The following is a 24310-nucleotide window of genomic DNA, read 5'->3' on the forward strand; positions in this document are numbered from 1 at the left end:
CGAGATGTCTGAGCAAGAACAACAAGATTTTTTCGATGAAGTCGAAAAAGCCAACGCCAAATGGTACACCCGTTTTTTCAACAAATACCTGATTGTTGGAAGTATTTTTATTATTTGGATGATTTTTTTTGATCAAAACTCGTTTCTCATTCATCAACAATTAGATAAAGAAATAAAAAGTTTGGAAAACGACGAAGATTACTACCGAAAGCATTTGGAGGCTGAAACCGAAAAATTAAACAACCTAAAAAATAATCCATCCGAATTGGAAAGAATTGCAAGAGAAAAACACTTTTTGAAGAAAAGCAACGAGGACATTTTCATCATACAACAAGAAGTTATAGAAAAACCAGATTCTTTACAACATGAAAAATAATTTCTTTGACCAATTTCCGACCATCACCGATAAAGAATGGAAATTGAAAGTACAGACCGAATTGAAAGGGTTGGAATACAACCAAACTTTGGTTTGGGGAACACGAGACGAAATCAACGTAAAACCGCTCTATACCAAAAACGATATCGATTACGAAAACATACAACCTCTACCCCGAACTGCAAAAGACTGGAAAATCATTTCGACCTACAACAACGATGCAAAACAAGACTCTAGTTTTTTGTACGGCTATGTTATCGATAGCCAAACAGCAATCGATAGCAAACTACCAAATTACCTAGATTTGTTTGTCTCTTTGCCGGCAAACGAGCAGGCAGATTTGGGAGCTTTGACGTCACTAGAAAACCTCACCTATTTGGATTATGACCCTTTTGGTTACCTTGCCCAAAACGGGATGTGGCCAGATGACAGCAAACAATCAACCCTCGATAAGCTTCGCAAAATAGCGATCATCGATAAGTTCGAAAAAAACATCAGCATACAAGCCGATGTTTACCAAAATGCAGGAGCAAATCACCTACAACAAATTGCTATTGCAGCGGCGCATGCGGTAGAATACATCGAATTTTTGGGTAAAGAAATCATCCCGAAAATCTATTTCAAATTTGCAGTTGGCAGCAATTTCTTTTTCGAAATTGCCAAACTTCGGGCTTTTCGCTTCTTATGGAAACTCATCACAGACAAATACGAGGTAGATGAAAACGCGTTTCTATTTGTAGAAAATTCCAAAAGAAACAAATCGACTTTAGATATTTACAACAACATTATACGGTCTTCGTTAGAAGCCAATTCTGCCATATTAGGCGGTGCAGATGCGATCAACATTCATGCGTACAACGATTTAGAAAACGCAAGCGCGTTTGGTGATGAAATCGCAGCCAAGCAACAACTTTTATTGAAAAAAGAATCGTTCATGGATCAATTTACAGACCCTGTCGCTGGTAGTTATTTTATCGAAAGCCTCACCAATCAATTTGTAGAAAAATCGCTCGAAACTTTCAAAACGATTCAGCTTTATGGTGGATTTATCAACGCTTTGGAAAACGAAACCATTCAAGACATGATTTATACTTCAGACAAAAAAGAGAAATCAGATTTTGCAGAAGGAAAATTGAGTTTGATTGGTGTAAATAAATATCCAAATCCCAACGATGTAAAAAAAATAAAATCGCAAGAAAGGATTATTCGTGACGCCTTATTCGTACCAATCATCCCTACCCGATTGGCAGAAAAATTAGAAAATCAATAAAGTGAATTCGGAAATATTAAACCCTGAATTTCAACAATATTTACAATCGATAGAAAAGGAAAATCCGCAACGTTTTTCGTTGAAAAAATCTCCTTTTTCATCGATCAGCTCGGCAGAAATTGCACAACAAGTCAAGGGAAAACAAGTTGCCCAACACAAATTCCCTTCGCTCTACGCAACACCAGGCATTTATTATCCGCCGAGCGTCAACCTAGAACAAGCCAGTTCTGAGCTTACAGCCAACTACAAAGCAACCATTGTAAAAGGAAAAAAGCTCATCGACCTCACCGCTGGTTTTGGCATAGATTGCTTTGCCTTTGCCCAAAATTTTGGCGTAGTAACGCATGTCGAACAAAACAAGGAATTGAGCCAAATTGTGGCAGCGAATGCAAAAACCTTAGGCTTGAATATAAAATGCTACCATGGTACGTTTCAGGAGTATTTTATCGAAAATTCACACGAGAAATTCGATTGTATTTACCTCGATCCTGCCCGGAGAGACGCTGGTGGTCGAAAATTCATTTTAGAAGATTTGGAACCGAATATTCTGGATTATTTAGACGAATATTGGCAGAAAACCGATCAAATTCTTCTAAAACTTTCGCCGCTTTTAGACATCAGTTCGACTATTCATCAATTGCAACATGCAAAACAAATCCATATTGTAGCGGTAAAAAATGAAGTGAAAGAAATGTTGGTAAAATTGGATAAATTTTATCTCGGAAACAACCCCGAAATCGTTTGTATAAACCTCAAAACGAAACAAGATATTTTTAAATATAGATTTGAAGATGAGTCAGTTGCAGACATTAATTATACCGATAGTTTACATTACATTTATTCTCCAAATGCTAGTATTTTGAAAGCTGGCGCATTCAAATTGGTTGGAAAAAAATTCAATTTGTCCAAACTTCATCAAAATACACATCTCTATACTTCGGATTTGTTGATAGAAGAATTTCCTGGAAAGATTTATGAGGTCATCAAAATTATAACTCAACCAAAAAAAGAATTGTTGTCGATGAAAGTCAATAGCATAGCAAAAAACTTCAATCAGCCAATCGATGTTTTGAAAAAGAAATATAAGTTGATTGATGGTGGCGAAAACACCCTTATTTTTTGTAGAACGTTTTCGGGATTTCAGATATTTTTAACAAAAAGAATCCGATAATTCTGTTTTTTCATTCTTTATTTCATCTGTACTTCTCTATTTTTGTATCAAAAGATTTTGAATTTTGACTTTAAAGAGGAATATAGAGAATTTTATCTATGGTGAAGCCCTGTCTGACGGGCTCAAAACCTCTTTCTGTATTCTTATTCCACCGCTTATTTGCAGCTATTTTGGTCATTTATCTTTGGGTGTGAGTATTAGCTTAGGCGTTATTTTGGCTCATATCCCCGACATTCCTGGTCCGATACGCGATAGGCGAATAAGTATGTTGCTCACTACGGTGCTTATTTTTATCATTTCTCTGCTCACCAAATTGTCTATTCAAAGTCCGCTTTTGTTGGGCGTGATGCTGATTTTGGTTTGTCTTTCGATGAGTTTGATTGCGGTTTTCGGACAAAAAGCGAGTTCGATTGGCTTAGCCGCCATGCTAGCAATGGTGATGAACATGAACGATTTTCGCACCGTAGGCACACCACTCGAGCATGCGCTTTTCATTTCGTCTGGTGCATTGTGGTACACCGTAGTAAGTTTGAGTATTTCGACATTTAGGCCGTATAGAAAGGCGCAACAAGCACTTTCTGAATGCATTATGCAAGTGGCAGATTACATCAGAATTCGAGCTTCTTTTTATGATGTCGATAGTGATTTGGACGAAAAAATCTCACTTTCTTTGGTGAAACAAGTCGATGTGAGCGAAAAGCAAAACGTAGTTAGAGAATTGATCTACGCCAACAAAAAATTGGTAAAAGACTCGACTTCTATTGGGCGATCGATTGTGTTTATTTTTTCTGATTTGAATGATATTTTCGAGATTGTGAGCAGTTCGCATTATGATATGAACAAGTTGCGAATCGAGTATAAAGACGAAAAAATCTTGAAAGTCATTTACAAATTTTTGAATCGCATCGCCAACGAACTCGATTACATCGCCTACTGCATCAACTCGAACAAAATTCCGGAACAGAAAATTGATTTTTCTAAAGAACTCGAAAAACTAAACTCGGCAATCGAAACCCTTGAAAAACAAGGCGAAAATATCTACGTTTTTTCGAGAATTTACATCAACCTCAAAAAAACGGTGTCTAAGATTCAGTACATTTATCGTTTTACACATTCGACCGAATTCAACGAAAACAAAAAGAATCCGCTAGAGCATTTCGACCAATTCACTATCAAAGAAAGCTATCGGGTGCGTAAACTCGTCAACAATCTCAACATCAGTTCTCCGCACTTTCGTCATGCAATACGCCTTACCGTAACGGCATTGTTGGGCTATTTGATTACGCTATTCTTTTTGCATTCACACTATTCGTATTGGCTTATCATGACCATTTTGGTGATCATGAAACCTGGTTTTTCTGTAACCAAAAAAAGAAATTATCAACGGATACAAGGAACTATTTTGGGCGGAATTATAGGAATTGCCATCGTGATGTTTATCGACAATCATACTGTGGTTTTTGGTCTAATGATCCTCTTGATGTTGCTCAACTATACCTTTATTAGACACCGATATGTTATTGGTACAATGTTTCTTACCTCTTTTTTGATGCTGTCGCTGACAATCATTTCGGGTAAAAATTCTATCGAGATTATCGAAGAACGATTACTCGACACTTTGATTGGTGGATTTCTTGCATTTGCAGCGAGCTATGTCATTTTACCAAACTGGGAAAGTTCTAATTTTCAAGAAAAATTGCGCAACAATCTTATCGCAAATTACAATTTTCTGTACTATTGTTATGCCCGATTTATGAAAAATGAGGTGAGCGAAACCGATTACAAACTGGCTCGAAAAGCATTGTTTGTGAATATGGCCGATGTGACATCGATTTTCCAGCGGATGATTTCGGAACCAAAAGGAAAACAAAAATTCGCAAAAGAACTCAACCAGTTTACCATTTACAATCACATGTTTACTTCGTACGCTTCGGGAATCAATTTCATAGTAAAACAAAATCATGATTATCAGCTCAGCGAAGAGCAACTGAAAACCATTCGAAAAACTTTAGCACAAATGTTGCAGAGTATTCGATTGTTCGGACCATACGAAAACACCTTGAAATACTCGACTTTAGAACCACAAATCACCATTACAAAATCTAATATTGAAAATTCTGAATCGCAAAGCATTGATGATTTGATCGATAATTTGTACGATGTAAGTTCAGATTATTATAAATTAACCAAAAATATCATAGAGATCAACTCCTGATGAATATTTTCAACCTCTTCAAGAAAATACGACCTTTCGTAAAACCCTATCGAAAGTTGGTCATTGCAACGCTTATTTTGACCTTATAAGCTCTTTTGCAGCGCAGGTAAACGCACTCACGCTACAATATACCGTAGACATCATAAATAGCTTGGTAGAAAATGGAAAAAGACTTGCCGAAGGATGGAATATCCTTGTTACCATATCGGTCATTCTCTTGTCTAAAGAAATCATCAATGCTTTTGTAACTTTTGGACAGAATTTCTATGGCGAAAAATTGAGAATCCTCGTATCGCAAGATTGGGCACAAGCGATCATCGAAAAAATTCTCATCTATCGCATGGCATTTTATACCAACAACGACAACCAAGCAGGAAAATTACAAACACGCATCGATCGAGGGATCGAAAACCTTACGCACTTGGTACAGAATTTCTTTATCGACATCCTTCCGCAATTTGCCAACGCTTTCATGGCGCTGTACCTCATGTTCAATGCGAATTTATATGTAGGATTGGTCGGATTACTCATCCTACCAATTTATTTTTTCATCACCCAACGACAAGCCAAGATACTCAGGGGATGGTGAAGAATTCTAAGAGGTTTTCGCGAATAAAAATCACAAGGTATCATCTCAATTATCGATTCCATTACCGTAATCAAATTTTTTAACCGTGAAGAGATTGAAGGTAAAAGCAATTAGAGTTGCAAAAAAGCCTGACCAGCAATCAGATGCATACCCGAAAAACAAGTTTTTTGTTCGACGGATTGAAATCGTTTATCGAGCAATTTGGTGTGGTTCTCATCATCATTCTCACCGCTTATTTTGTGCTTCAGGGCAGTATGTCGATTGGGATGATGATGTTTCATATCTTACTGTTCAACAACGTTTCGGCTCCGATAAGGCAATTGCACCGAATTTAGGATGAAATGAATGACGCGCTTATTTATTCTGAAAGTTAATTTCGGAATTTTAGATTCCGATAATGAAATCGAAGATTCGGGTAAATACATTCCGAAAGAAATAAAAGGTGAATTTGTTGTAGAAAATGTCGATTTCACTTATCCAAACAGCTTCAAATAACTGAAAAACACCAACTTAACCATTAAACCCAATAAAATCACCGCTTTGGTCGGATTGTCTGGAGCGGGAAAAAGTACCGTATCAATTTGTTGGATGAGTTTTATCAGCCCTATTCGGGTAAAATTTATATAGACGGAGTCGACCTCAACGAATACGACACTCATTATCTAAGGGATAATATCGGACTTGTACTGCAAAAAAATCACGCTTTCAACGGAACGATCGAAGAAAATATTGGTTACGGAAAAACAGAGACAACAGAATCCGAAGTCATCGAGGCAGCAAAAAAAGCCTATTTTCACGATCAAAACATGGAGTTGCCAGAAGGCTATCAATCCAAAGCCTTACGCCTATCTGGCGGTCAACAACAACGCATTACCATTGCTCGGATGTATCTGAAAAATCCACCCATTATCTTTTTAGACGAGCCTACCGCAAGTCTAGATGCCATCGCTACAGAGCAGATAAAAAACAGTTTGGACGCCATCAAAAAAGATCGAACCGTGATTATTATTATTTCGCACAGCATTTCGCAAATCATAGATGCCGATTATCGGTATGCAATGAAAAAAGGTGAAGTGGTCGAACACGGAACCCAAGAAGAAGCCTACGAACAACAGGGTACTTACAAAGAAATTTTCGATGCCATGGCTCGAAGTCTGAATATCGAAAAAATTGCCAAAACCTATGACAATCAAGAAGAAAATTGTTAAACTAATCAATTTTAATTGTATCTTTAAACTTTGTAATTTATATTTCTTTATGAAAAAAGTAATTTTCCTTTTACCGCTTTCGATAATTTTTTCTGCACTTATTGGATGTGGCACGAAAGAATCTTCAACCTCAGGCACAAACATTGTTAGCCTACAAGAAGTAAACGAAAAATTAGACTCGATCGATGCTAACCTCTTCGAAAACATCTCAGGTAAAAGCGGCTTGATTCTCGTCATCGACGATTTAGGAGTTTTCAAAAGCAACTCGCAAGAAATATTGGCAGAAAACATTTCGATATCGAACACATTCAACGAGACCTTGGCAAGCATCAACAAGAAGTATAAACCACGCGCCAAGATAGAAGAAGCTATAAAAAAAGTATTTGCAACACAGCAAAGAGAATTTACATTTCTCGAAGACACAGCTACAAATGACATCGCAAAATTGGCATCGAATAATATGCTAGACGACATCATCAAAATTCAGGTAAAATCTGGTATTGCCCAATCGATGGACAACAAAGAAATAAACAAAAATCTAGCGGGTCAAACCTATATTTACCTCACAGTTTTTGATGGAAAAACTGGACAAGTCAAGTTTCAAGAGACTATTGGAGGAACGCAATTTGTAGACGAGCAATCCAATGAGACGTTGGAAAACAAGATTGCTAAAGCGATTATTTCGTCGCTCGATCAATCCATCCAATCGATAGAAAATAAAATCTAAGAGCTTGGATGAACCAACGATCATTTCCTTGCTCGCGATTTTGGTTTGAATCCCTTTATAAAAAGTTTGGTACGATTTTTTCTCGATCCGAAACTCGTATAATTTATGCAAAAAAACAAGATGTTTTCTACCTATAAACTTTCAATTTTACCCATTTTGTTTTCGATGAATTTACACGCACAACAATTCATCGATCCTCAACTCAAAAAACCTATAAATGCTGCCATAGAGAACAATTACGAAATCCAAAACAAGCAATTAGAGGTTCAAAAAAACGACTATCAACTTCTAGAAACCAAAGGGATTCTCTCACCACAGCTCAAAGCAATTGGTGGGGCGGCGTACATGCAAGCCTACGGCGTCTTGGATGTCCCTTCGAAGCATATCAATATCATTGATGTTGATCTTTTTGAAAAAGAAAAAAAATTCAAAACCTCCAATGCGCTTGCACATGTCGGACTCATGGGATCACAGGTGATTTTTTCGGGATTGCAAGTCACCAACGGATTGAAAGCTTTGGAAGAAAAAAGATTGGCTTTGGATGACCTGGTCTACGCAAGCAAAGAAGAAATCGCCAACGAAATACTAAAGAGCTATGACCAATTGATGCTGCTGAAACAAGTAGACAGCCTGATCGATAATTCGCAAAAAAGATTGGACAAAGAACGGCAAAAAGTACAGCAAGCCATACAAAACGGCTTAGCAATACCCTACGATAGAGAAAAAATAAAATTGGCATTATTGGAATTAGAATCGAAAAAAGTTGAACTAAAAGGCTCTAAAATATTGCTCTACGATAAGCTCAAAATGCTTACACACCTGCCCTTAGAAGAATTGCAAGCGATAGAATACCCTTTGCAAGAAATCAATATTTTGCACCAAACGTATGATTTGTCTAAAAAAAGAGAACTCAGCGCCTTGCAACACTCCAAAAAAGCCTATGAATTCCTGGTAGAAAAAGAAAAAGGAAGTAAACTACCTCAAGTTTTTGCCTTTGCTGGACTCAATTACACCACGCTCTTTGCCGGAAAAACCGTACTAAAAGATGTAAGCACAACTGGAGATGTGACGCTGAAAATGAATGAGTTATCCTTATTTCCTAATTTTATGATCGGAATAGCAGCCAAATGGGATATTTTCGATGGAAATCAGAATAAAAACAAGTTGCAACAAGCTCGCATAGAACTCAATTTGCAAGAAAACAAATACAAAGAAGCCGAAGAAAAATTGAATCTTTTGCTCAAAAAAAATAGAGTAGATTACGAAACAGCACAAGAAAAACTAAAAGTGAGCGATCAACAGCAAAGCATCGCCAAACAAAATTTAGCAATTGCATCTAAAAGATTTCAGCAAGGACTCATAGATGTTACCGAAAGATTGGCTGCCGAAAACGATTATTACAAAGCCAATATGGCCTATTATACACAGCTGGTAGAACAACGCAGTTATAGCTACGATTTGCTACAAACGACCGGACAATTATTAGAAAAAATTTTAGAATAAGAAAAAAATGAAAATCAAATTATATACCCCAATTCTACTCCTCGGATTACTCACGCTAGCAGCATGCAAATCGGATAATAAAAATGCCATAAACGACGACAATATCTTTCAAGGTAAGACCGAAAAAGATCAAATTTCTATCGTAACCAAGGTCGCAGGAAAAGTAGAACAAGTCTTAGCCGAAGAAGGAAAAAGTTATAAAAAAGGAGATTTGCTTTTCGTTTTAGACATTCCGGAAGTCGATGCCAAAAAAAATCAGGCCGAAGGAGCCGTTAGCTCAGCACAAGCCCAATACGAAATGGCAAAAAAAGGCGCAACAGATAATCAGATAAAACAACTACGTGCCAAAGTTGCTGGTCTAAAAGAACAATATGATTTTGCCCAAAAGTCGAATAAAAGAATGCAAAATATGCTTCGCGATAGTCTGATCTCTCAACAAACCTACGACGAAGTGTACGCAAAATACCAAGGAGCGAAAAACCAATATTTGGCTGCAGAAGCCGAATTGGCCGATGCCATACATGGCGCCAGAATAGAACAACAACAAATGGCACTTGGACAAAAAGAAAGAGCCATAGGCGCACTACAAGAAGTAGGGGTTGCCGAACAAGAAAAACACATAAAAGCACCACAAGACCTGAGCATAGAAAGTATCAACCTGAAATTGGGCGAATTGGCTTTGCCTGGCTATGCTATAGCCAACGGTATATTGGATTACACCACGTATTTTCGTTTTACAATACCCGAAAACAAGATAGGAAAAATATCACAAAACCAAACCGTAATCGTTACAGTACCGTACAAAGACAACCTCAAAATAAAATCGAAAGTTGTAGCCATAAAAGCACTTAGCAGCTACGCCAACATCTCTACAGCTTACCCAGATTTCAATCAACAGCAAACCTTATACGAAATAAAAGTAGTTCCTTTAGACGCCTCACAAGCAACGCAGATTCTTTCTAAGGCCAATGTTTTATTGAATTTGAACGATAAATAACCTATGAAAACCCTATTTCGTCTCATCTTAAGAGAATTCAAATTATTTTTTACAGATCCCGTACTGCCCATCCTTTTTTTGGGTGCCCCGATAATGTACGGTATACTCATAGGAAATGTTTATAAAAAAGGGAGTGTAACCGATTTACCCATCCTAGTAGTAGATGAAGACAACACAACCACCAGTCATCGAATAATCGATATGCTCAACGAAAACGAATCGGTAAGAGTTGCAGAAGTTTTGCCCACAACATTCGATACTAAAAACAAGGCTTTAGAATTAGGTGCTGACGTGGTTTTAGTTATCCCCAGAAATTTTCAGTCAGATTTACAACAAAAAAAATTACCCGAGATTGTCTATTTTGTAGACGGATCCAATACCCTCACCTCGAACACTGCAGCCATTGCCATAACCACCGTACTCTCTACCTTGAAAGCGGGCATCACCATAGAAACCATGCGAAAACAAGGCGTGCCAGAATATCAAGCAAGCCAAAATTACGAGCCTTTCAAAACGACCATGATAAAGCAAAATATACGAAGCGGAAATTACCTCTACTTCATGCTGCCAGGCGTTTTACTTACCGTATTGCAACAGGTTTTGCTCTTGGGTTTGGCGCTTTCGTTTGCAGCAGAATTCGAGCGTGGAACTTTCTCAGAACTCATTAGTCAGACTGCCAATCCTTTGAGTCTTATTTTTGTAAAAATATTTCCCTATATCTTCATGTCGATATTTATTTTCATCCTCTATTATTTTTATGGAGTATGGTACGATATGAAATTAGACGCAAGTTTTTGGCCGTTTTTCTGGAGTTCAATCGTGTTTATTTTAGCGGTTTGTTTTTTAGGAATTTTGGTGAGTATCGTTTTGCCCACCCAACTCAAAGCCACAGAAGTGCTCATGGTTGTGGCAACCCCAAGTTTTATTCTGAGTGGTTTTACCTGGCCCATGAGTCAGATGCCCGCGTGGATACAAACCATTGCCGACACTATTCCGCTGACCCATTACCTGAAAATTTTCAGAATATTATTCATAACAAAAGGCGATCCCAAACTCATCCATCAATCTTTGCTATATTTAGGCATTATTGCTACAATTTGCTTTGTCTTATCTTTGCTTATATTGAGTATAAAAATAAGGAAGGCAAGAAAAACCCTTTTAGCTCAAAAAAAAGAAACCCAATCATAAATTAGAGGCACAAAAATAATGAATTTTCTGACGGTAGAAAATCTGACCAAAACCTACGGCATTCGAACCTTATTCAACCAAGTGAGTTTTCATGTAAACGAAGGCGATCAGATTGCTTTTGTTGCGAAAAATGGTAGCGGAAAATCTACGCTCCTCAATATCATAGTTGGCTTAGAAACCGCCGACGAAGGCGAAGTACGAGTTGGCAAAGATGTAAAAATCTTGATGTTGGACCAATCCGATGATTTCGACAATGATTTACTTGCAGAAGAATACATTTTCAATCACTCGAACGAGGTATTGGATTTGGTGCATCGGTACGATGAAATGATCATGAATGACCCTTCGAATCCGCAATTGATGGACCTAATGACTCAGATGGATTTGATGGATGCTTGGAAAGTAGAACCCGTTATCAAAGAAATTTTATCAAAACTGAAAATTGATTTTCTTCATCAAAAAATAGGAAAACTCTCGGGCGGTCAGCGCAAACGAATTTCGTTGGCAAAATTTCTAATCGATTTGAGTTTCGAGAGTGGTTATGTACTGCTCATCCTCGACGAGCCCACCAACCATTTGGACATCGAAATGGTAGAATGGCTCGAATATTTTTTGAACAAAGAAAACAAAACCCTTATTCTGGTAACACACGATCGGTATTTTTTAGATGCAATTTGCAACAAGATATTAGAGCTAGAAGACCAGACTCTCTACGTGCATTCGGGTAATTACGAAACCTATGTTACCAACAAAGCATTGCGCATAGAAAACGCCAATGCCAACATCGATAAAGCGAAAAATCTTTACCGAAAAGAAATCGAATGGATGCGCCGACAACCCAAAGCCAGAACCACCAAATCGAAATCTAGAATCGATGCTTTCTACGAAACAGAAGAAGCCGCGAAACGAATAATTATCGATCAGAAAATAAAACTCGAAATGGTGATGACGCGACTTGGGCAAAAGATAATCGAGATGGAACACGTATTCAAAGCATTCGGCGAGAAGAAAATATTAGACGATTTTTCTTACATTTTTGCTCGAGGCGCGAAAATCGGTTTGGTCGGTAAAAACGGAGTCGGAAAAACCACCTTTCTCAAGATGCTAGAAGGCGAAATCGAACCAGATTCTGGTCGCATAGAACGAGGCGAAACGTTGAAAATAGGACACTTCAGACAAGATGGAATTTCGTTCATCGAAGAGCAGCGCGTCGTAGAATTTGTAAAAGACATTGCCGATTTTTTTCCTTTGGCAAATGGTAAGCAATTGCGAGCAGAACAATTTTTAGAAATGTTCTTGTTCTCACCAGAACAACAGCATACGCCCATATCGAAACTGAGTGGTGGAGAGAAAAAACGCTTACAATTGTTAGCAGTGCTCTACCCCAATCCAAACTTTTTGATTCTAGATGAGCCAACCAATGACCTCGATTTACCAACGCTCACGGTTTTAGAGAATTTTCTGAATGAGTACCAGGGCTGTTTACTCATCGTGTCGCACGATCGCTATTTTATGGATAAGGTGGTAGATGAGCTGATGATATTCGAAGGCGACGGTAAAATAACACGGTATATGGGAACCTACACCGAATATTTTATCGAAAACAAAAACAAGCCAGCGACCGAAAGCAAAGAGAAAAAAACAAAAACCGAAGCTCAAAAAACAATCGACACACCAGCTTCACAAGAAAACAAACCTCGTAAGTTAAGCTATAAAGAGCAACGAGAATTGGAGCTAATCAATGAATCGCTGCCCATTCTAGAACAGCAAAAAGCAGAACTTACGGCTCAACTTTCCAACACAGCTTTGTCCTACGAAGAAGTAACAAAGATTAGTCAAAAATTAGAACAAATCATACAAGAATTAGATGAAAAAGAAATGCGCTGGTTAGAACTGAATTAGTTCAACCGAAATTTATCCAATTGATTTTCAGCGAAATAATTTATTTATAAAAAAAAATCAATAAAACGATGTGACTTTTTTATAATATCGGTGTCATAAGTATAGAGTAAATGGAAATCGATTCGAAGAATTTAACAGACATAACCGATCACGAGTTGATCAAAATGATTGTAGCGACCAAAGACCCCCAGGTTTTTGGTGTTCTATATGATCGTTATGCCGAGAAAGTATTTCATAAATGCATCGGTTTTGTAAGCAATACAGACGAAGCACAAGATCTGACACACGACATCTTTCTCAAACTCTATATAAAACTGAAAAGTTTTAATCACGAAGCGAAGTTCTCGACTTGGCTTTATACATTGGTTTACAACCATTGTGTAAATTATTTACAACGAGAGCGAAAAAGCGACAAAGAGGAGTTATTTGACACTGAAAACTCAGAAGAACAAGAAGGTTATGAAGACATCGAAGATCAAGCAATTTACAACTTGAAATTCGAAAAACTTCAGCAAGCACTTGAAAAACTTGACGTGAACGATAAAATGATTTTATTGATGAAATATCAAGACAATTTTTCTATAAAAGAAATTTGTCAAGCGTATGAATTATCTGAAAGTGCAGTAAAGATGCGACTCAATAGAGCAAAAACAAGACTGATAAGTATCTATAACAAAATCTAAAACATCGTGGAAAATCCGTTCAAAGAAATTATCCAAAACGAAAAGTTATCAGATACTTTGAAACAAAAAGTTCTCGATGACATCCATCTCATCAACCTATCGCTAAATATAGCCGAATTGTACATTGTGAAATTTCCTAAAGTTGCAAACGATTTTTTAGATCTTTCAGATTCCAAAAAAAATAAAAATAACAAGAAATCATAAAGGATTATGGATTTAGATTTACAAATACTGAATGAATTGAATCAGATTTTTATAGCTTACGCACCAAAATTCGTAGGCGGATTGATCTTTATTATCGCATGTTTTATCGTGTACAAATTGGTACTCTATATTGTGAAAAAGATTTTAAAAATTTCTAGATTAAATGCCCTCAACGGGAAACTCAACAACAACGATATTCTAAAAAAATCGAGCATAACGCTCAACCTCGAAAATATTATTTTAAAAGTTGTAAAATGGTTTCTCATCCTGATTATATTAATTGTTGGAGCTGATTTTTTTGGACTGACGATCGTTTCACAACAGATTTCGAACCTTATCGCCTATCTACCACAATTGATCAGTGCAATCTTGATATTCGTACTTGGTTTTTATTTTGCAAGTAAAATAAAAGACATGCTGCAAACCATCTTGAAATCGATGGATATCAAAGGTTCTAATATAATAAGCAACATCGCTTTTTATTTTATCATCATTTTTATCAGCATCACCGCGCTCAATCAAGCAGGCGTCAATACCGATATCATCACCAACAACCTGACCATTATTTTGGGAGCGATTTTGCTCACCTTCACGATCGGTTTTGGTTTAGGATCGCGGAAAATCATACACCTTTTGTTATTAGGTTTTTATACCAATAAAAACTTTGCCGTAGGACAACGAATCAAATACCGAGACGTAGAAGGAACAATTATAGCCATCAACAACATCACGCTAACCTTAAAAACAAAAAACGAAACCATACTTATTCCAATAGAAAAATTGAATAATGAAGAAATAACTATAGTAATATAAATTGAGGTAATGATCTGAAAACTTCCTTTAAATCAAAAACTAAACCTATTAATCAACCAACACCCAAATAAACCTTATCCTAACCAACCATCATTATATTACTCATAACATTTTTTCAAACCAACCAACTTAACTTAATTTTTTAGAAGGCGATAGAAAAATCTATCGCTTTTTTTATTTATTATTGTATGATATTCAATAAATAGTTGTAAATTTGCAACCGCATACATAATAATCATTTAAATAATATTGGAATGTATTTAACTAAAGAAGTAAAAAGCGAAATTTTCGCAAAACATGGAAAATCTGCTAACGATACAGGATCAGCAGAAGGTCAAGTAGCTTTGTTCACATACCGAATCAACCACTTGACTCAACACCTAAAACAAAACAAAAAAGATTTCAACACCGAGAGATCTTTGGTAAAATTGGTAGGTAAGCGCAAAGCTTTATTGGATTATTTAAAGAAAAAGGATATCAACAGATACCGTGCAATTATTGCAGAATTAGGAATTCGTAAATAATTCTTTCCAAAAAAAATTAAAAAAGGCAATTGTAAAATTGCCTTTTTTATTTATTAACATTACATTTATAGACTTATACATATATACACGCTGAGGCAAACGGTCTCAGCATTTTAGACGAATTTAATTTTTACAAGACGAATGATTCCACAAGCAATCACCGAGAAAATTACTCTTCAAGACGGAAGAGAAATCTCAATTGAAACTGGTAAATATGCTAAACAAGCAGACGGATCAGTCATCGTACGCATGGGCGACACCATGCTATTGGCAACAGTAGTTGCAAACCAAGAAGCAAATCCGGGAGTAGACTTCTTACCCCTAACCGTTGATTACCGCGAAAAATTTTATGCCGGCGGTAGAATCCCAGGAAATTTCTTTAGAAGAGAAGCAAAACCATCGGACGACGAGGTATTGACCATGCGTTTGGTAGACCGCGTATTACGCCCGATGTTTCCGGAAGATTTTCATGCCGAAGTTCAGGTGATGATCTCGCTCATCTCTTACGATAAAGATGTAATGCCAGAGGCTTTAGCAGGTTTGGCAGCTTCGGCAGCAATCGCCATCACCGATATACCTTTTACCCTTATTTCAGAAGCCCGAGTAATTCGACTAGATGGAAAATTGATGATTAATCCTTCTGTAGAACAATTGTCGCGAGCAGATTTGGACATCATGGTTGGTGCTTCTAAAGATTCTGTGGTAATGGTCGAAGGCGAAATGAACGAAATCTCTGAGCGCGAAATGTTAGAAGCAATACAGTTTGCCCACGAAGAGATCAAAAAACAAATTGCGGCACAAGAAAGTTTGGCAGAAAAAGTTGGAAAATCTTTCCCAAAACGTGAATACAACCACGAAACACATGACGAAGAAATTCGTGCAAAAATTTGGGAATATGCCTATAATCGTTATTACGACATAGCCAAAACACCATCAGAAAAGCATGAAAGATCTGAAAAATTCAAAACTGTTGTAGATGAATTTTTAGCGCAATACGAAGAAGATTTAGAAGAATTAGAACGCGTTACACCATTGGCACAGGTCTATTTTCATGATGTACAAAAAGAAGCTGTACGCCAATTGATTTTGAACGAAGGAGTTCGCCTAGATGGCCGCGATCCTAAAACCATTCGCCCAATCTGGACAGAAGTAGATGTTTTGCCCGGATCGCACGGCTCTGCTGTATTTACACGTGGCGAAACTCAAGCCATGGCAGCCGTTACCTTAGGTTCTTCTAGAGATGCAAACGTGGTAGACGGCGTTGTCATGAATCACGAAGAACGCTTCTTTTTACATTACAACTTCCCTCCTTTCTCTACGGGCGAAGCGCGCCCTTTAAGAGGAACATCACGTCGAGAAGTGGGACACGGAAATTTGGCTCAAAGAGCTTTAACAAAAATGTTACCAGACGAAAATCCGTACGTAGTACGTTTGGTATCAGAGGTATTAGAATCGAACGGTTCTTCTTCTATGGCAACCGTGTGTGCTGGTACATTGGCATTGATGGACGCGGGTATCCCAATCAAAAAACCAGTTTCGGGGATTGCGATGGGATTAATTACCGACACCAAAACAGGCAAATGGAAGGTACTTTCTGACATTCTTGGCGACGAAGACCATTTGGGCGATATGGATTTTAAAGTAACTGGGACAAAAGACGGAATTACCGCTTGTCAAATGGACATCAAAGTGCAAGGTTTGTCAATGGAAATCATGGAAAAAGCGCTTGAACAAGCTCGTGACGGACGCTTGCATATCTTAGGTAAACTGACCGATACTCTTGCAGCTCCACGACCAGAATTGAAACCAAATGCGCCTAAAATTGCGCTAATGGAAATTCCAAAAGAATTCATTGGAGCAGTAATCGGACCTGGCGGAAAAATCATTCAAGAATTACAAAAAGAAACCGATACCGTAATCGTATTGACCGAAGAAGATGAGGTTGGACGAGTAGAAATCAATGGTGTGAATCAGGAAAACATCAACAAGGTTATCGAACGTATCAAACAAATTGCTTTTGTACCCGAAGTTGGATCATCGTACGAAGCATTCGTAAAATCTATAAAACCTTTTGGTGCTTTTGTAGAAATTTCAAAAGGAATCGAAGGATTGGTTCACATATCAGAAATTGAGCACAAACGATTAGAAAAAGTAGAAGATGCTTTGAAAATTGGAGACAAAATTAAAGTAAAATTCTTGGGCTACGATGATAAGAAAAAAATGAAATTATCGCGTAAAGCTTTACTCCCAAAACCTGAGCGTACAGAAAAACCAAAAAAAGATGATGCGCCACCAAAAAGTGATCAAACGCCTACAAGCCACTAACATCATTTTTGTATAAAATCAACCTCTCATTCGAGAGGTTTTTTTATATTTAATATTTTAAAAAAATTAATCAGAATCGAATGGAAATTAGAAAAGATGTTTCCATCTGTAAACTGATTGAATCCTTAGAATCAAATGACAGAAACAAACATTCGAAAAGCAACCAAAGAAGATTGCCCTCGCCTATTAGAATTGATCAGAGAGTTAGCGTTGTACGAAAAAGCAGCTGAGCAAGTCACGGTAAGCCTCGAAGAAATGGAAGCTGCCGGATTTGGAGAAACGCCAGTTTGGGAAGCATTTGTTTTAGAAAAAAACAAAAAAATCATTGGTATGTCGCTTTTCTACACCCGATATTCAACTTGGAAAGGACGCCGATTGTACCTCGAAGACCTTATTGTAACAGCGTCTGAAAGAGGATTTGGTTACGGAAAAATGCTGTTGGATAAAACCATCGAACATGCCCGAACAAACAATTTTTCTGGTATGATGTGGCAAGTACTCGACTGGAATCAAAATGCTATTGATTTTTATAAAAAATACGACACCCATTTCGACGAGGAATGGCTCAATGTTTCGATAAATTTTTAGACCACAACCCAAATAAAATCATCCCTTCATTTATCAGAGAATATCAATATTTCTTTAACTTTGTCTTACATTAATAATTACAAAAAAATGCAAAACATTCCTAGTGTTGACTTGCGTGATTTCCTATCGGATGACCCGGTACGTAAACAAAAATTTGTAAATGAAATCGGAAAAGCCTACGAAGAAATTGGATTCGTAGCACTCAAAGGGCATTTTCTAGATCAAAATTTGGTCGATGCACTCTACAAAGAAGTGAGAGATTTTTTCAATCTTCCACTCGAAACCAAAACCAAATACGAAATCCCTGGGATTGGTGGACAACGCGGCTACGTATCTTTCGGAAAAGAATCTGCAAAAGGTCGTAATACAGGTGACTTGAAAGAATTTTGGCACACCGGACAATTTGTAGAAAACGATCCAAAATTAGAGGCAGAATATCCGCCAAATGTTACGGTAGAAGAATTGCCAAACTTCAATGAAGTGACCAAAAAAGTTTACCAAATGCTAGAAAAAACTGGTGTTTACGTTTTGCGTGCATTGGCTTTGTATCTCGGTTTGGATGAAATGTATTTTGATAAATATGTGAAAAACGGAAATTCTATCCTCCGACCAATCCATTATCCGCCAATTTTAGACGAACCAAAAGATGCGGTACGCGCTGCAGCTCACGGCGATATCAATTTGATTACCTTGCTCATGGGCGCACAAGGAAAAGGATTACAAGTGCAAAATCATGACGGCGAATGGATAGACGCCATTGCTGCTGATGACGAATTGGTGATCAATGTTGGGGATATGTTGTCTCGACACACCAACAACAAACTGAAATCGACCATACATCAAGTCGTAAACCCGCCAAGAGAACTGTGGGGAACTTCGCGTTTTTCTGTTCCATTTTTTATGCATCCGATAAGCGAAATGCCGTTGAATTGCTTAGAAAATTGTATCGATGAAGACCACCCAAAACAATTCGAAGATATTACTGCAGGTGAATTTCTCACCGAACGATTAATTGAATTAGGATTGATAAAAAACTAAAAAAGACCGCTTTCGCGGTCTTTTTTTCTTAGTTATGAGGGATGGTTTTAACTGTTCAAAACCTCTTGCACATCGGCAAATCCGCCACCGTTGTAAATATGCTCGATTCCGTTTTCTTGTAGAAATTGAGCAATTTTACCCGAGCGGTTTCCACTTCTACAAAATACAACAATAGGTTCTGAGAAGTTTCTGAATTCTTCCAATCGAGCAGGCACATCGCCCATTGGGATATTGATTGCGCCTTCTACAACCCCTTCTGTTTCCAACTCGAAAGGTTCACGAACGTCTACCAAGGTAGCATTCTCGTTTTTTATAGCTTCTACTGTAGTCATCTTGATTACTTTTTTGCGTTCTTTTAACCAGTTTTTTATCTTATCGTACATTTTACCAAATTACAATTCTATCTTTTTTCGGTACGAACATTTTATCACCTTCCTTGATATCAAAGGCTTCATAAAATGCATCGATGTTGACCAATGGACCAAATGCTCTGAAATAACCAGGTGAATGCGGATCGGTTTTCACCTGATTGACCAAGGCTTCTTCCGTTGCTTTGGTACGCCAAATGGTTGCCCAAGACAAGAAGAATCTTTGTTGTTGTGTAAATCCATCGATTGGTGCTATGGTTCCTTTGTCTTTGAGGTACAACATTAAAGCATCGTAAGCTACTGCTGCACCACCCAAATCACCAATGTTTTCACCAAGGGTGAATTTTCCATTGACAAAAGTTCCTTTTACAGGTTCGTATTTATCATACTGATCTGCTAGTGCAGCCGAAACCGTTTTGAATTTTGCCAAATCTTCATCTGTGAACCAGTTTACAAGATTACCATCTCCATCGTATTTTGCTCCAGAGTCGTCAAATCCATGTGAGATTTCATGTCCGATTACGGCTCCTATTCCACCAAAATTTACAGCCGGATCGGCTTTGTAATTATAGAATGGCGGTTGCAGAATAGCTGCCGGAAATACAATCTCGTTCGACGACGGTCTGAAGTAGGCATTTACCGTTTGTGGTGACATTCCCCAACGTGATTTATCTACTGGTTTGCCAACATCTTTCAGGTTGTCATTAAATGAGAATTGACGTAAAATCAGCACGTTTTCAATTAGATTTTTACCATTAATATCTAGTGCAGAATAGTCTCTCCATTTATCTGGGTAACCTATTTTTACGGTGAATTTGTTTAATTTTTCTAAGGCTTTCACTTTCGTTTCATCCGACATCCATTCGAGGTTTCTGATGTGCATATCAAATGATTTGAACAAGTAATCGATCAATTCTTCTGCATTGGCTTTTGCTTCTGGCGGGAAATTGTCTTTTACATAAATTTTACCCAAAAGTTCGCCTACTCGACCGTTCACAAAGGCAAGCCCTCTTTTTTCTAAAGCTCTTTGTTCTTTTTGCCCTGATAGTTTTTTACCGTAGAATTCAAAATTCAATTGATCCAACTCGGCAGTTGAGTAACCAGAAAAGCTATCCAACAATTGGAAAATCATGTATTCTTTGATTGTTGGCAAGTTTTCTTGCGTCAGAATGTTATTGAGCGCTTCGAAATATTTCACCTCCGAAATGATCACTTCATCAACATCGACGCCGTAGGCCTTCATGAATTTCTCTAGGTCAACGACTTTCACCAATTGCTTGAGGTCTTTTACTTTGTATGGATTGTATCGTTTTTCTGGATCTCGAGATTCTACAACCGTTTTTAGATTAGAAGCAATCATTTTTTCGAAATCCACCACTTTCGCCCCTTTTAAATCACGAGTTTTAGACCCAGAATAAGGATACAATTTGTTGATATATGCGGAATAATCTGACAAGGTCTGACGGTTCTTTTCGTCATCTACCTGATAATATGTACGCCCCAAACCTAATGCTCCACCGCCAAGATAAACCGCATTATTGTTCGAATCTTTCATGTGTGGTCCTGCATAAAAAGAATAAAATGGGTTGAAACCTAAAGGCGCAACCTCGGTCAGGTAAGCCTCTAATTCTTTGATGTTTTTGATCTTATTGATTCGATCTATATATTTATGGATCGGAGCCAATGCTACTTTGTTTCGTGTATCAAAATCTATATACGATTGATAGAGATCTGTAATTCTTTGTTCGTCAGAGCCTTGAGGATATTTTTTACCCAATAATCCATTCAACAATTCCAACGAAACTTTATCTGTATTTTCGCGCAATTCATCAAAACTTCCCCAACGACTTCTATCGGACGGAATTTCAGCAGTTTTCATCCAATTTCCGTTTACAAAACTGTAAAAATCGTCTTGCGGACGAACCGAAGTATCCATATAATCTAAACGGATTGCTTGGTTATCATGCTGAGCCATAGCCGAGATAGAAGCAAGTGCCGCTCCAGCCATTATCAGTTCTTTTCTCATTTTCAGTATGTTAATTTACTATTTATAAAACTACGTTGTACAAACTTAATAATTTTAGAATTAAATCGGGATAAATACTATCTTTGATTTTGCAAACAAACAACAGCATTATGGAAAGTGAAACGATATTGATTACAGGTGCTCTCGGACAAATTGGATCCGAACTCACCGAAAGATTAATCAAAGAATATGGCAAAACGAATGTAATTGTAACCGATATAAAACCAAAAGAGGAACTCCAAATCGACTGTGAATACGAGCAGTTAGACGTTTTGGATGCCGATAAAATAAAACATTTGGTAGAAAAATACCAGATTACTACCGTCTATCATCTCGCTGCCCTGCTGTCGGGTACGGCAGAGAAAAATCCGGCTTTGGGATGGAAGTTGAATATGGATTCTTTACTTAGCTTTTTGGATTTAGCGAAAGACAAAAAAATCAACAAACTATTTTGGCCCTCATCTATCGGTATTTTCGGACCCGATACCCCAAAAGACAATACGCCTCAAAACACCATTCACACCCCAACTACCGTGTACGGAATTTCGAAATTAGCAGGCGAATATTGGTGTAATTATTATTTCGAAAAATATGGAGTCGATGTGCGCAGTGTGCGTTTCCCAGGGCTCATTTCTTGGAAAACGCCAGCTGGCGGCGGCACCACAGATTATGCGGTTGATATTTTTTACAAGGCTATCGAAGAAGGGAAATACACCTCGTTTTTGAACAAAGGAACTTACCTCCCGATGTTGTATATGGACGATGCGATTGATGCAATTCTACAATTGATGAACGCACCGAAAGAAAGCCTCAGCATCAGAACATCGTATAATCTGGGCGGATTGAGTTTTGAACCCGAAGAATTGGCGAATGCCATCAGAAAATATCTACCAGATTTCACCATTGCTTACGAACCCGATTTCAGACAAGCTATTGCAGATTCTTGGCCGTCGAGCATCGATGATCACGTTGCTAAAAAAGATTGGAATTACGCACCCAAATTCGATTTGGATGCCATGACCAAAACCATGCTGGATAATTTGAAACAAAAATTAGCTAAAAACTAATCTACTTTATTGCCTCTTTTTTTTCGGAATATTCTTTGCTCGTATCATTGCAAAACCGGCAACTATGGCTAGATTATTCTCAAAATTAAGAGGCATTATACAATTGGCTCAGCAGGTCGATTTTGAGCAATTGAATGAAATATCTTCGCAAGTCGATCTTCCTCAACTGATTCATAACTTTTCGAAACTCGATAAAAAACAAATGAATTCATTGGTAAAAATGATGAATTCATCCGACAAAAAAAGAGAATTACCCCAAATAGACGGTGATTTCTACGATGTTTTTCATACCCTAACACCCGAACATCGTGCCATACAATTGCAAGTACGAGAGGTGATGGAGACCAAAATAAACCCCTTGGTAAACGACTATTGGCTACGAGACGAATTCCCATTCGAGATCATTCCCATCTTTCGAGAGCTCAATATCACTGGCGTTACCTTCGAAGGCTATGGCTGTCCAAATCTTCCGTTTTTGATGGAAGGCGTCATCGCACACGAAATGGCTCGTATAGATTCATCCATTGCTACATTTTTCGGTGTTCAATCTGGCTTGGCAATGGGTTCTATTTATATATGCGGATCAGAAGCACAAAAAGAAAAATGGTTGCCCGAAATGCAAAAACTCAACAAAATTGGTGCTTTCGGACTCACCGAACCTGAGGTTGGCTCTGGCGTTGCAGGAGGCTTGACGACCACTTGCAAAAAAACAGAAAACGGTTGGATTTTGAACGGACAGAAAAAATGGATAGGAAATGCAACCTTCGCAGATTTAATTATCATTTGGGCTAGAGATTTGCACGATGATCAAGTGAAAGGTTTTGTGGTAGAAAAAAACACACCTGGATTTTCGGTTGAAAAAATTAAAGGTAAAATGGCTTTAAGGATTGTTCAAAATGGACTCATCACGATGACGGATTGTTTCGTGCCAGATGAAAACAAACTCGAACACGCCAATTCTTTCAAAGACACCTCCAAGGTATTGCGCATGACTCGCGCTGGTGTTGCTTGGATGGCAACTGGTTGCGCACGTGGTGCTTATGAGAGCGCTTTGGATTATACCCGAAAACGTGAACAATTTGGTAAACCAATCGCCTCTTTTCAGTTGATACAAGGTCACTTGGTCGAGATGTTATCGAACCTTACAGCCATGCAGACTTTAGTTTTTCGATTATCCGAAATGCAAGATGCTGGTCTTTTGAAAGATGAACATGCCTCGTTGGCAAAAGTTTTTTGTACCCTTCGTATGCGCGATATTGTGTCACGAGCTAGAGAAGTAATGGGCGGAAACGGAATATTACTCGATCACGACGTGGCAAGATTCGTGGCAGATGCCGAAGCAATCTATTCGTACGAAGGAACCAAAGAAATCAACTCGTTGATTGTAGGACGTGCCATAACTGGTTTTTCGGCTTTTGTGTAATGGGGTGAAAAAAAGAAATAACACCTTTTACATGAGTATTTAAATAAAAAAAGCTACTCATTTCGAGTAGCCCAAAATTCTAAAATTATTATGAAAACAAACTAA

The 24310-nt window shown here is 37.8% G+C and carries 23 protein-coding genes and 1 pseudogene; 22 read left to right on the forward strand and 2 right to left on the reverse strand.

The annotated features are described in order from the left end of the window. Window positions 1-4 precede the first annotated feature (4 nt). The 20 genes and pseudogenes from BN8061_RS09920 (at window position 5) to BN8061_RS10000 (ending at window position 19321) form a co-directional block, all read left to right on the forward strand. On the forward strand, window positions 5-376 hold the full coding sequence (locus BN8061_RS09920; RefSeq protein ID WP_094745944.1) for an FtsB family cell division protein: 372 nt from the start codon (window positions 5-7) through the stop codon (window positions 374-376). Further along, window positions 366-1646 carry a methylmalonyl-CoA mutase family protein gene (locus BN8061_RS09925; protein WP_068598912.1) on the forward strand — a complete coding sequence of 427 codons (1281 nt, stop codon included), beginning with the start codon at window positions 366-368 and terminating at the stop codon, window positions 1644-1646. The genes BN8061_RS09920 and BN8061_RS09925 overlap by 11 nt, the downstream gene beginning before the upstream one ends. Window position 1647: 1 nt before the next feature. Continuing rightward, on the forward strand, window positions 1648-2817 hold the full coding sequence (locus BN8061_RS09930) for an RsmD family RNA methyltransferase (RefSeq protein ID WP_068598913.1): 1170 nt from the start codon (window positions 1648-1650) through the stop codon (window positions 2815-2817). Window positions 2818-2881: 64 nt separating this feature from the next. Then, window positions 2882-5032 (forward strand): FUSC family membrane protein, encoded by a 2151-nt coding sequence (locus BN8061_RS09935; RefSeq protein ID WP_068598915.1) that lies wholly within the window; start codon window positions 2882-2884, stop codon window positions 5030-5032. 85 nt (window positions 5033-5117) lie between these two features. Continuing rightward, window positions 5118-5621 (forward strand): ABC transporter transmembrane domain-containing protein, encoded by a 504-nt coding sequence (locus BN8061_RS12220; protein WP_235802752.1) that lies wholly within the window; start codon window positions 5118-5120, stop codon window positions 5619-5621. Between the two features lie 116 nt (window positions 5622-5737). Further along, complete coding sequence (locus tag BN8061_RS12225; protein WP_235802734.1) at window positions 5738-5956, forward strand: hypothetical protein; 219 nt, start codon at window positions 5738-5740, stop codon at window positions 5954-5956. A 10-nt stretch (window positions 5957-5966) separates the two neighbouring features. Beyond that, the gene (locus BN8061_RS12230; RefSeq protein WP_235802735.1) at window positions 5967-6116 is read left to right on the forward strand and encodes a hypothetical protein; all 150 of its coding nucleotides are present in this window, start codon (window positions 5967-5969) and stop codon (window positions 6114-6116) included. Between the two features lie 54 nt (window positions 6117-6170). After that, window positions 6171-6829: pseudogene (locus BN8061_RS12235) on the forward strand (ATP-binding cassette domain-containing protein). A 49-nt stretch (window positions 6830-6878) separates the two neighbouring features. Further along, a complete protein-coding gene (locus BN8061_RS09945; protein WP_068598917.1) occupies window positions 6879-7556 on the forward strand; it encodes a hypothetical protein in 678 nt (225 codons plus the stop codon). Between the two features lie 105 nt (window positions 7557-7661). Then, entirely contained in the window at window positions 7662-9059 is a 1398-nt protein-coding gene (locus BN8061_RS09950) for a TolC family protein (RefSeq protein WP_235802736.1), read from the forward strand. A 7-nt stretch (window positions 9060-9066) separates the two neighbouring features. Further along, window positions 9067-10056 (forward strand): HlyD family secretion protein, encoded by a 990-nt coding sequence (locus BN8061_RS09955; RefSeq protein ID WP_068598918.1) that lies wholly within the window; start codon window positions 9067-9069, stop codon window positions 10054-10056. Between the two features lie 3 nt (window positions 10057-10059). Further along, window positions 10060-11244 carry an ABC transporter permease gene (locus BN8061_RS09960; protein WP_068598922.1) on the forward strand — a complete coding sequence of 395 codons (1185 nt, stop codon included), beginning with the start codon at window positions 10060-10062 and terminating at the stop codon, window positions 11242-11244. A gap of 18 nt (window positions 11245-11262) precedes the next feature. Next, window positions 11263-13146, forward strand: a complete 1884-nt coding sequence (locus tag BN8061_RS09965; RefSeq protein ID WP_068598924.1) for an ABC-F family ATP-binding cassette domain-containing protein — start codon at window positions 11263-11265, stop codon at window positions 13144-13146. Between the two features lie 110 nt (window positions 13147-13256). Beyond that, complete coding sequence (locus BN8061_RS09970) at window positions 13257-13829, forward strand: RNA polymerase sigma factor (RefSeq protein WP_068598927.1); 573 nt, start codon at window positions 13257-13259, stop codon at window positions 13827-13829. A gap of 6 nt (window positions 13830-13835) precedes the next feature. Beyond that, window positions 13836-14033 carry a hypothetical protein gene (locus tag BN8061_RS09975; protein WP_068598929.1) on the forward strand — a complete coding sequence of 66 codons (198 nt, stop codon included), beginning with the start codon at window positions 13836-13838 and terminating at the stop codon, window positions 14031-14033. Between the two features lie 6 nt (window positions 14034-14039). After that, window positions 14040-14846 (forward strand): mechanosensitive ion channel family protein, encoded by an 807-nt coding sequence (locus BN8061_RS09980; RefSeq protein WP_068598931.1) that lies wholly within the window; start codon window positions 14040-14042, stop codon window positions 14844-14846. A 254-nt stretch (window positions 14847-15100) separates the two neighbouring features. Further along, the gene (rpsO, locus tag BN8061_RS09985) at window positions 15101-15370 is read left to right on the forward strand and encodes a 30S ribosomal protein S15 (protein ID WP_068598933.1); all 270 of its coding nucleotides are present in this window, start codon (window positions 15101-15103) and stop codon (window positions 15368-15370) included. 141 nt (window positions 15371-15511) lie between these two features. Beyond that, entirely contained in the window at window positions 15512-17695 is a 2184-nt protein-coding gene (locus BN8061_RS09990) for a polyribonucleotide nucleotidyltransferase (RefSeq protein ID WP_068598935.1), read from the forward strand. 135 nt (window positions 17696-17830) lie between these two features. Continuing rightward, window positions 17831-18283 (forward strand): GNAT family N-acetyltransferase, encoded by a 453-nt coding sequence (locus tag BN8061_RS09995; RefSeq protein WP_068598936.1) that lies wholly within the window; start codon window positions 17831-17833, stop codon window positions 18281-18283. 87 nt (window positions 18284-18370) lie between these two features. After that, window positions 18371-19321 carry an isopenicillin N synthase family dioxygenase gene (locus tag BN8061_RS10000; protein ID WP_068598937.1) on the forward strand — a complete coding sequence of 317 codons (951 nt, stop codon included), beginning with the start codon at window positions 18371-18373 and terminating at the stop codon, window positions 19319-19321. A 47-nt stretch (window positions 19322-19368) separates the two neighbouring features. Here the strand turns inward: BN8061_RS10000 and BN8061_RS10005 are convergent, their stop codons facing one another. Both BN8061_RS10005 and BN8061_RS10010 read right to left on the reverse strand, forming a co-directional pair. Further along, window positions 19369-19704, reverse strand: coding sequence for a rhodanese-like domain-containing protein (locus tag BN8061_RS10005; RefSeq protein ID WP_235802737.1), 336 nt, complete (start codon window positions 19702-19704; stop codon window positions 19369-19371). Window position 19705: 1 nt separating this feature from the next. After that, window positions 19706-21715: a M13 family metallopeptidase gene (locus BN8061_RS10010; protein WP_068598939.1), complete on the reverse strand. Its 2010-nt coding sequence runs from the start codon at window positions 21713-21715 to the stop codon at window positions 19706-19708. 110 nt (window positions 21716-21825) lie between these two features. Here BN8061_RS10010 and BN8061_RS10015 point away from each other — a divergent pair, with 110 nt between their 5' ends. Together BN8061_RS10015 and BN8061_RS10020 are read left to right on the forward strand one after the other, a co-directional pair. After that, window positions 21826-22782, forward strand: a complete 957-nt coding sequence (locus BN8061_RS10015; RefSeq protein WP_068598940.1) for an NAD-dependent epimerase/dehydratase family protein — start codon at window positions 21826-21828, stop codon at window positions 22780-22782. A gap of 64 nt (window positions 22783-22846) precedes the next feature. Continuing rightward, window positions 22847-24205 carry an acyl-CoA dehydrogenase family protein gene (locus BN8061_RS10020; RefSeq protein ID WP_068598941.1) on the forward strand — a complete coding sequence of 453 codons (1359 nt, stop codon included), beginning with the start codon at window positions 22847-22849 and terminating at the stop codon, window positions 24203-24205. Window positions 24206-24310 lie beyond the last annotated feature (105 nt).

The sequence above is a fragment of the Vaginella massiliensis genome (assembly GCF_900089075.1).
GTDB classification, from domain to species: domain Bacteria; phylum Bacteroidota; class Bacteroidia; order Flavobacteriales; family Weeksellaceae; genus Weeksella; species Weeksella massiliensis_A.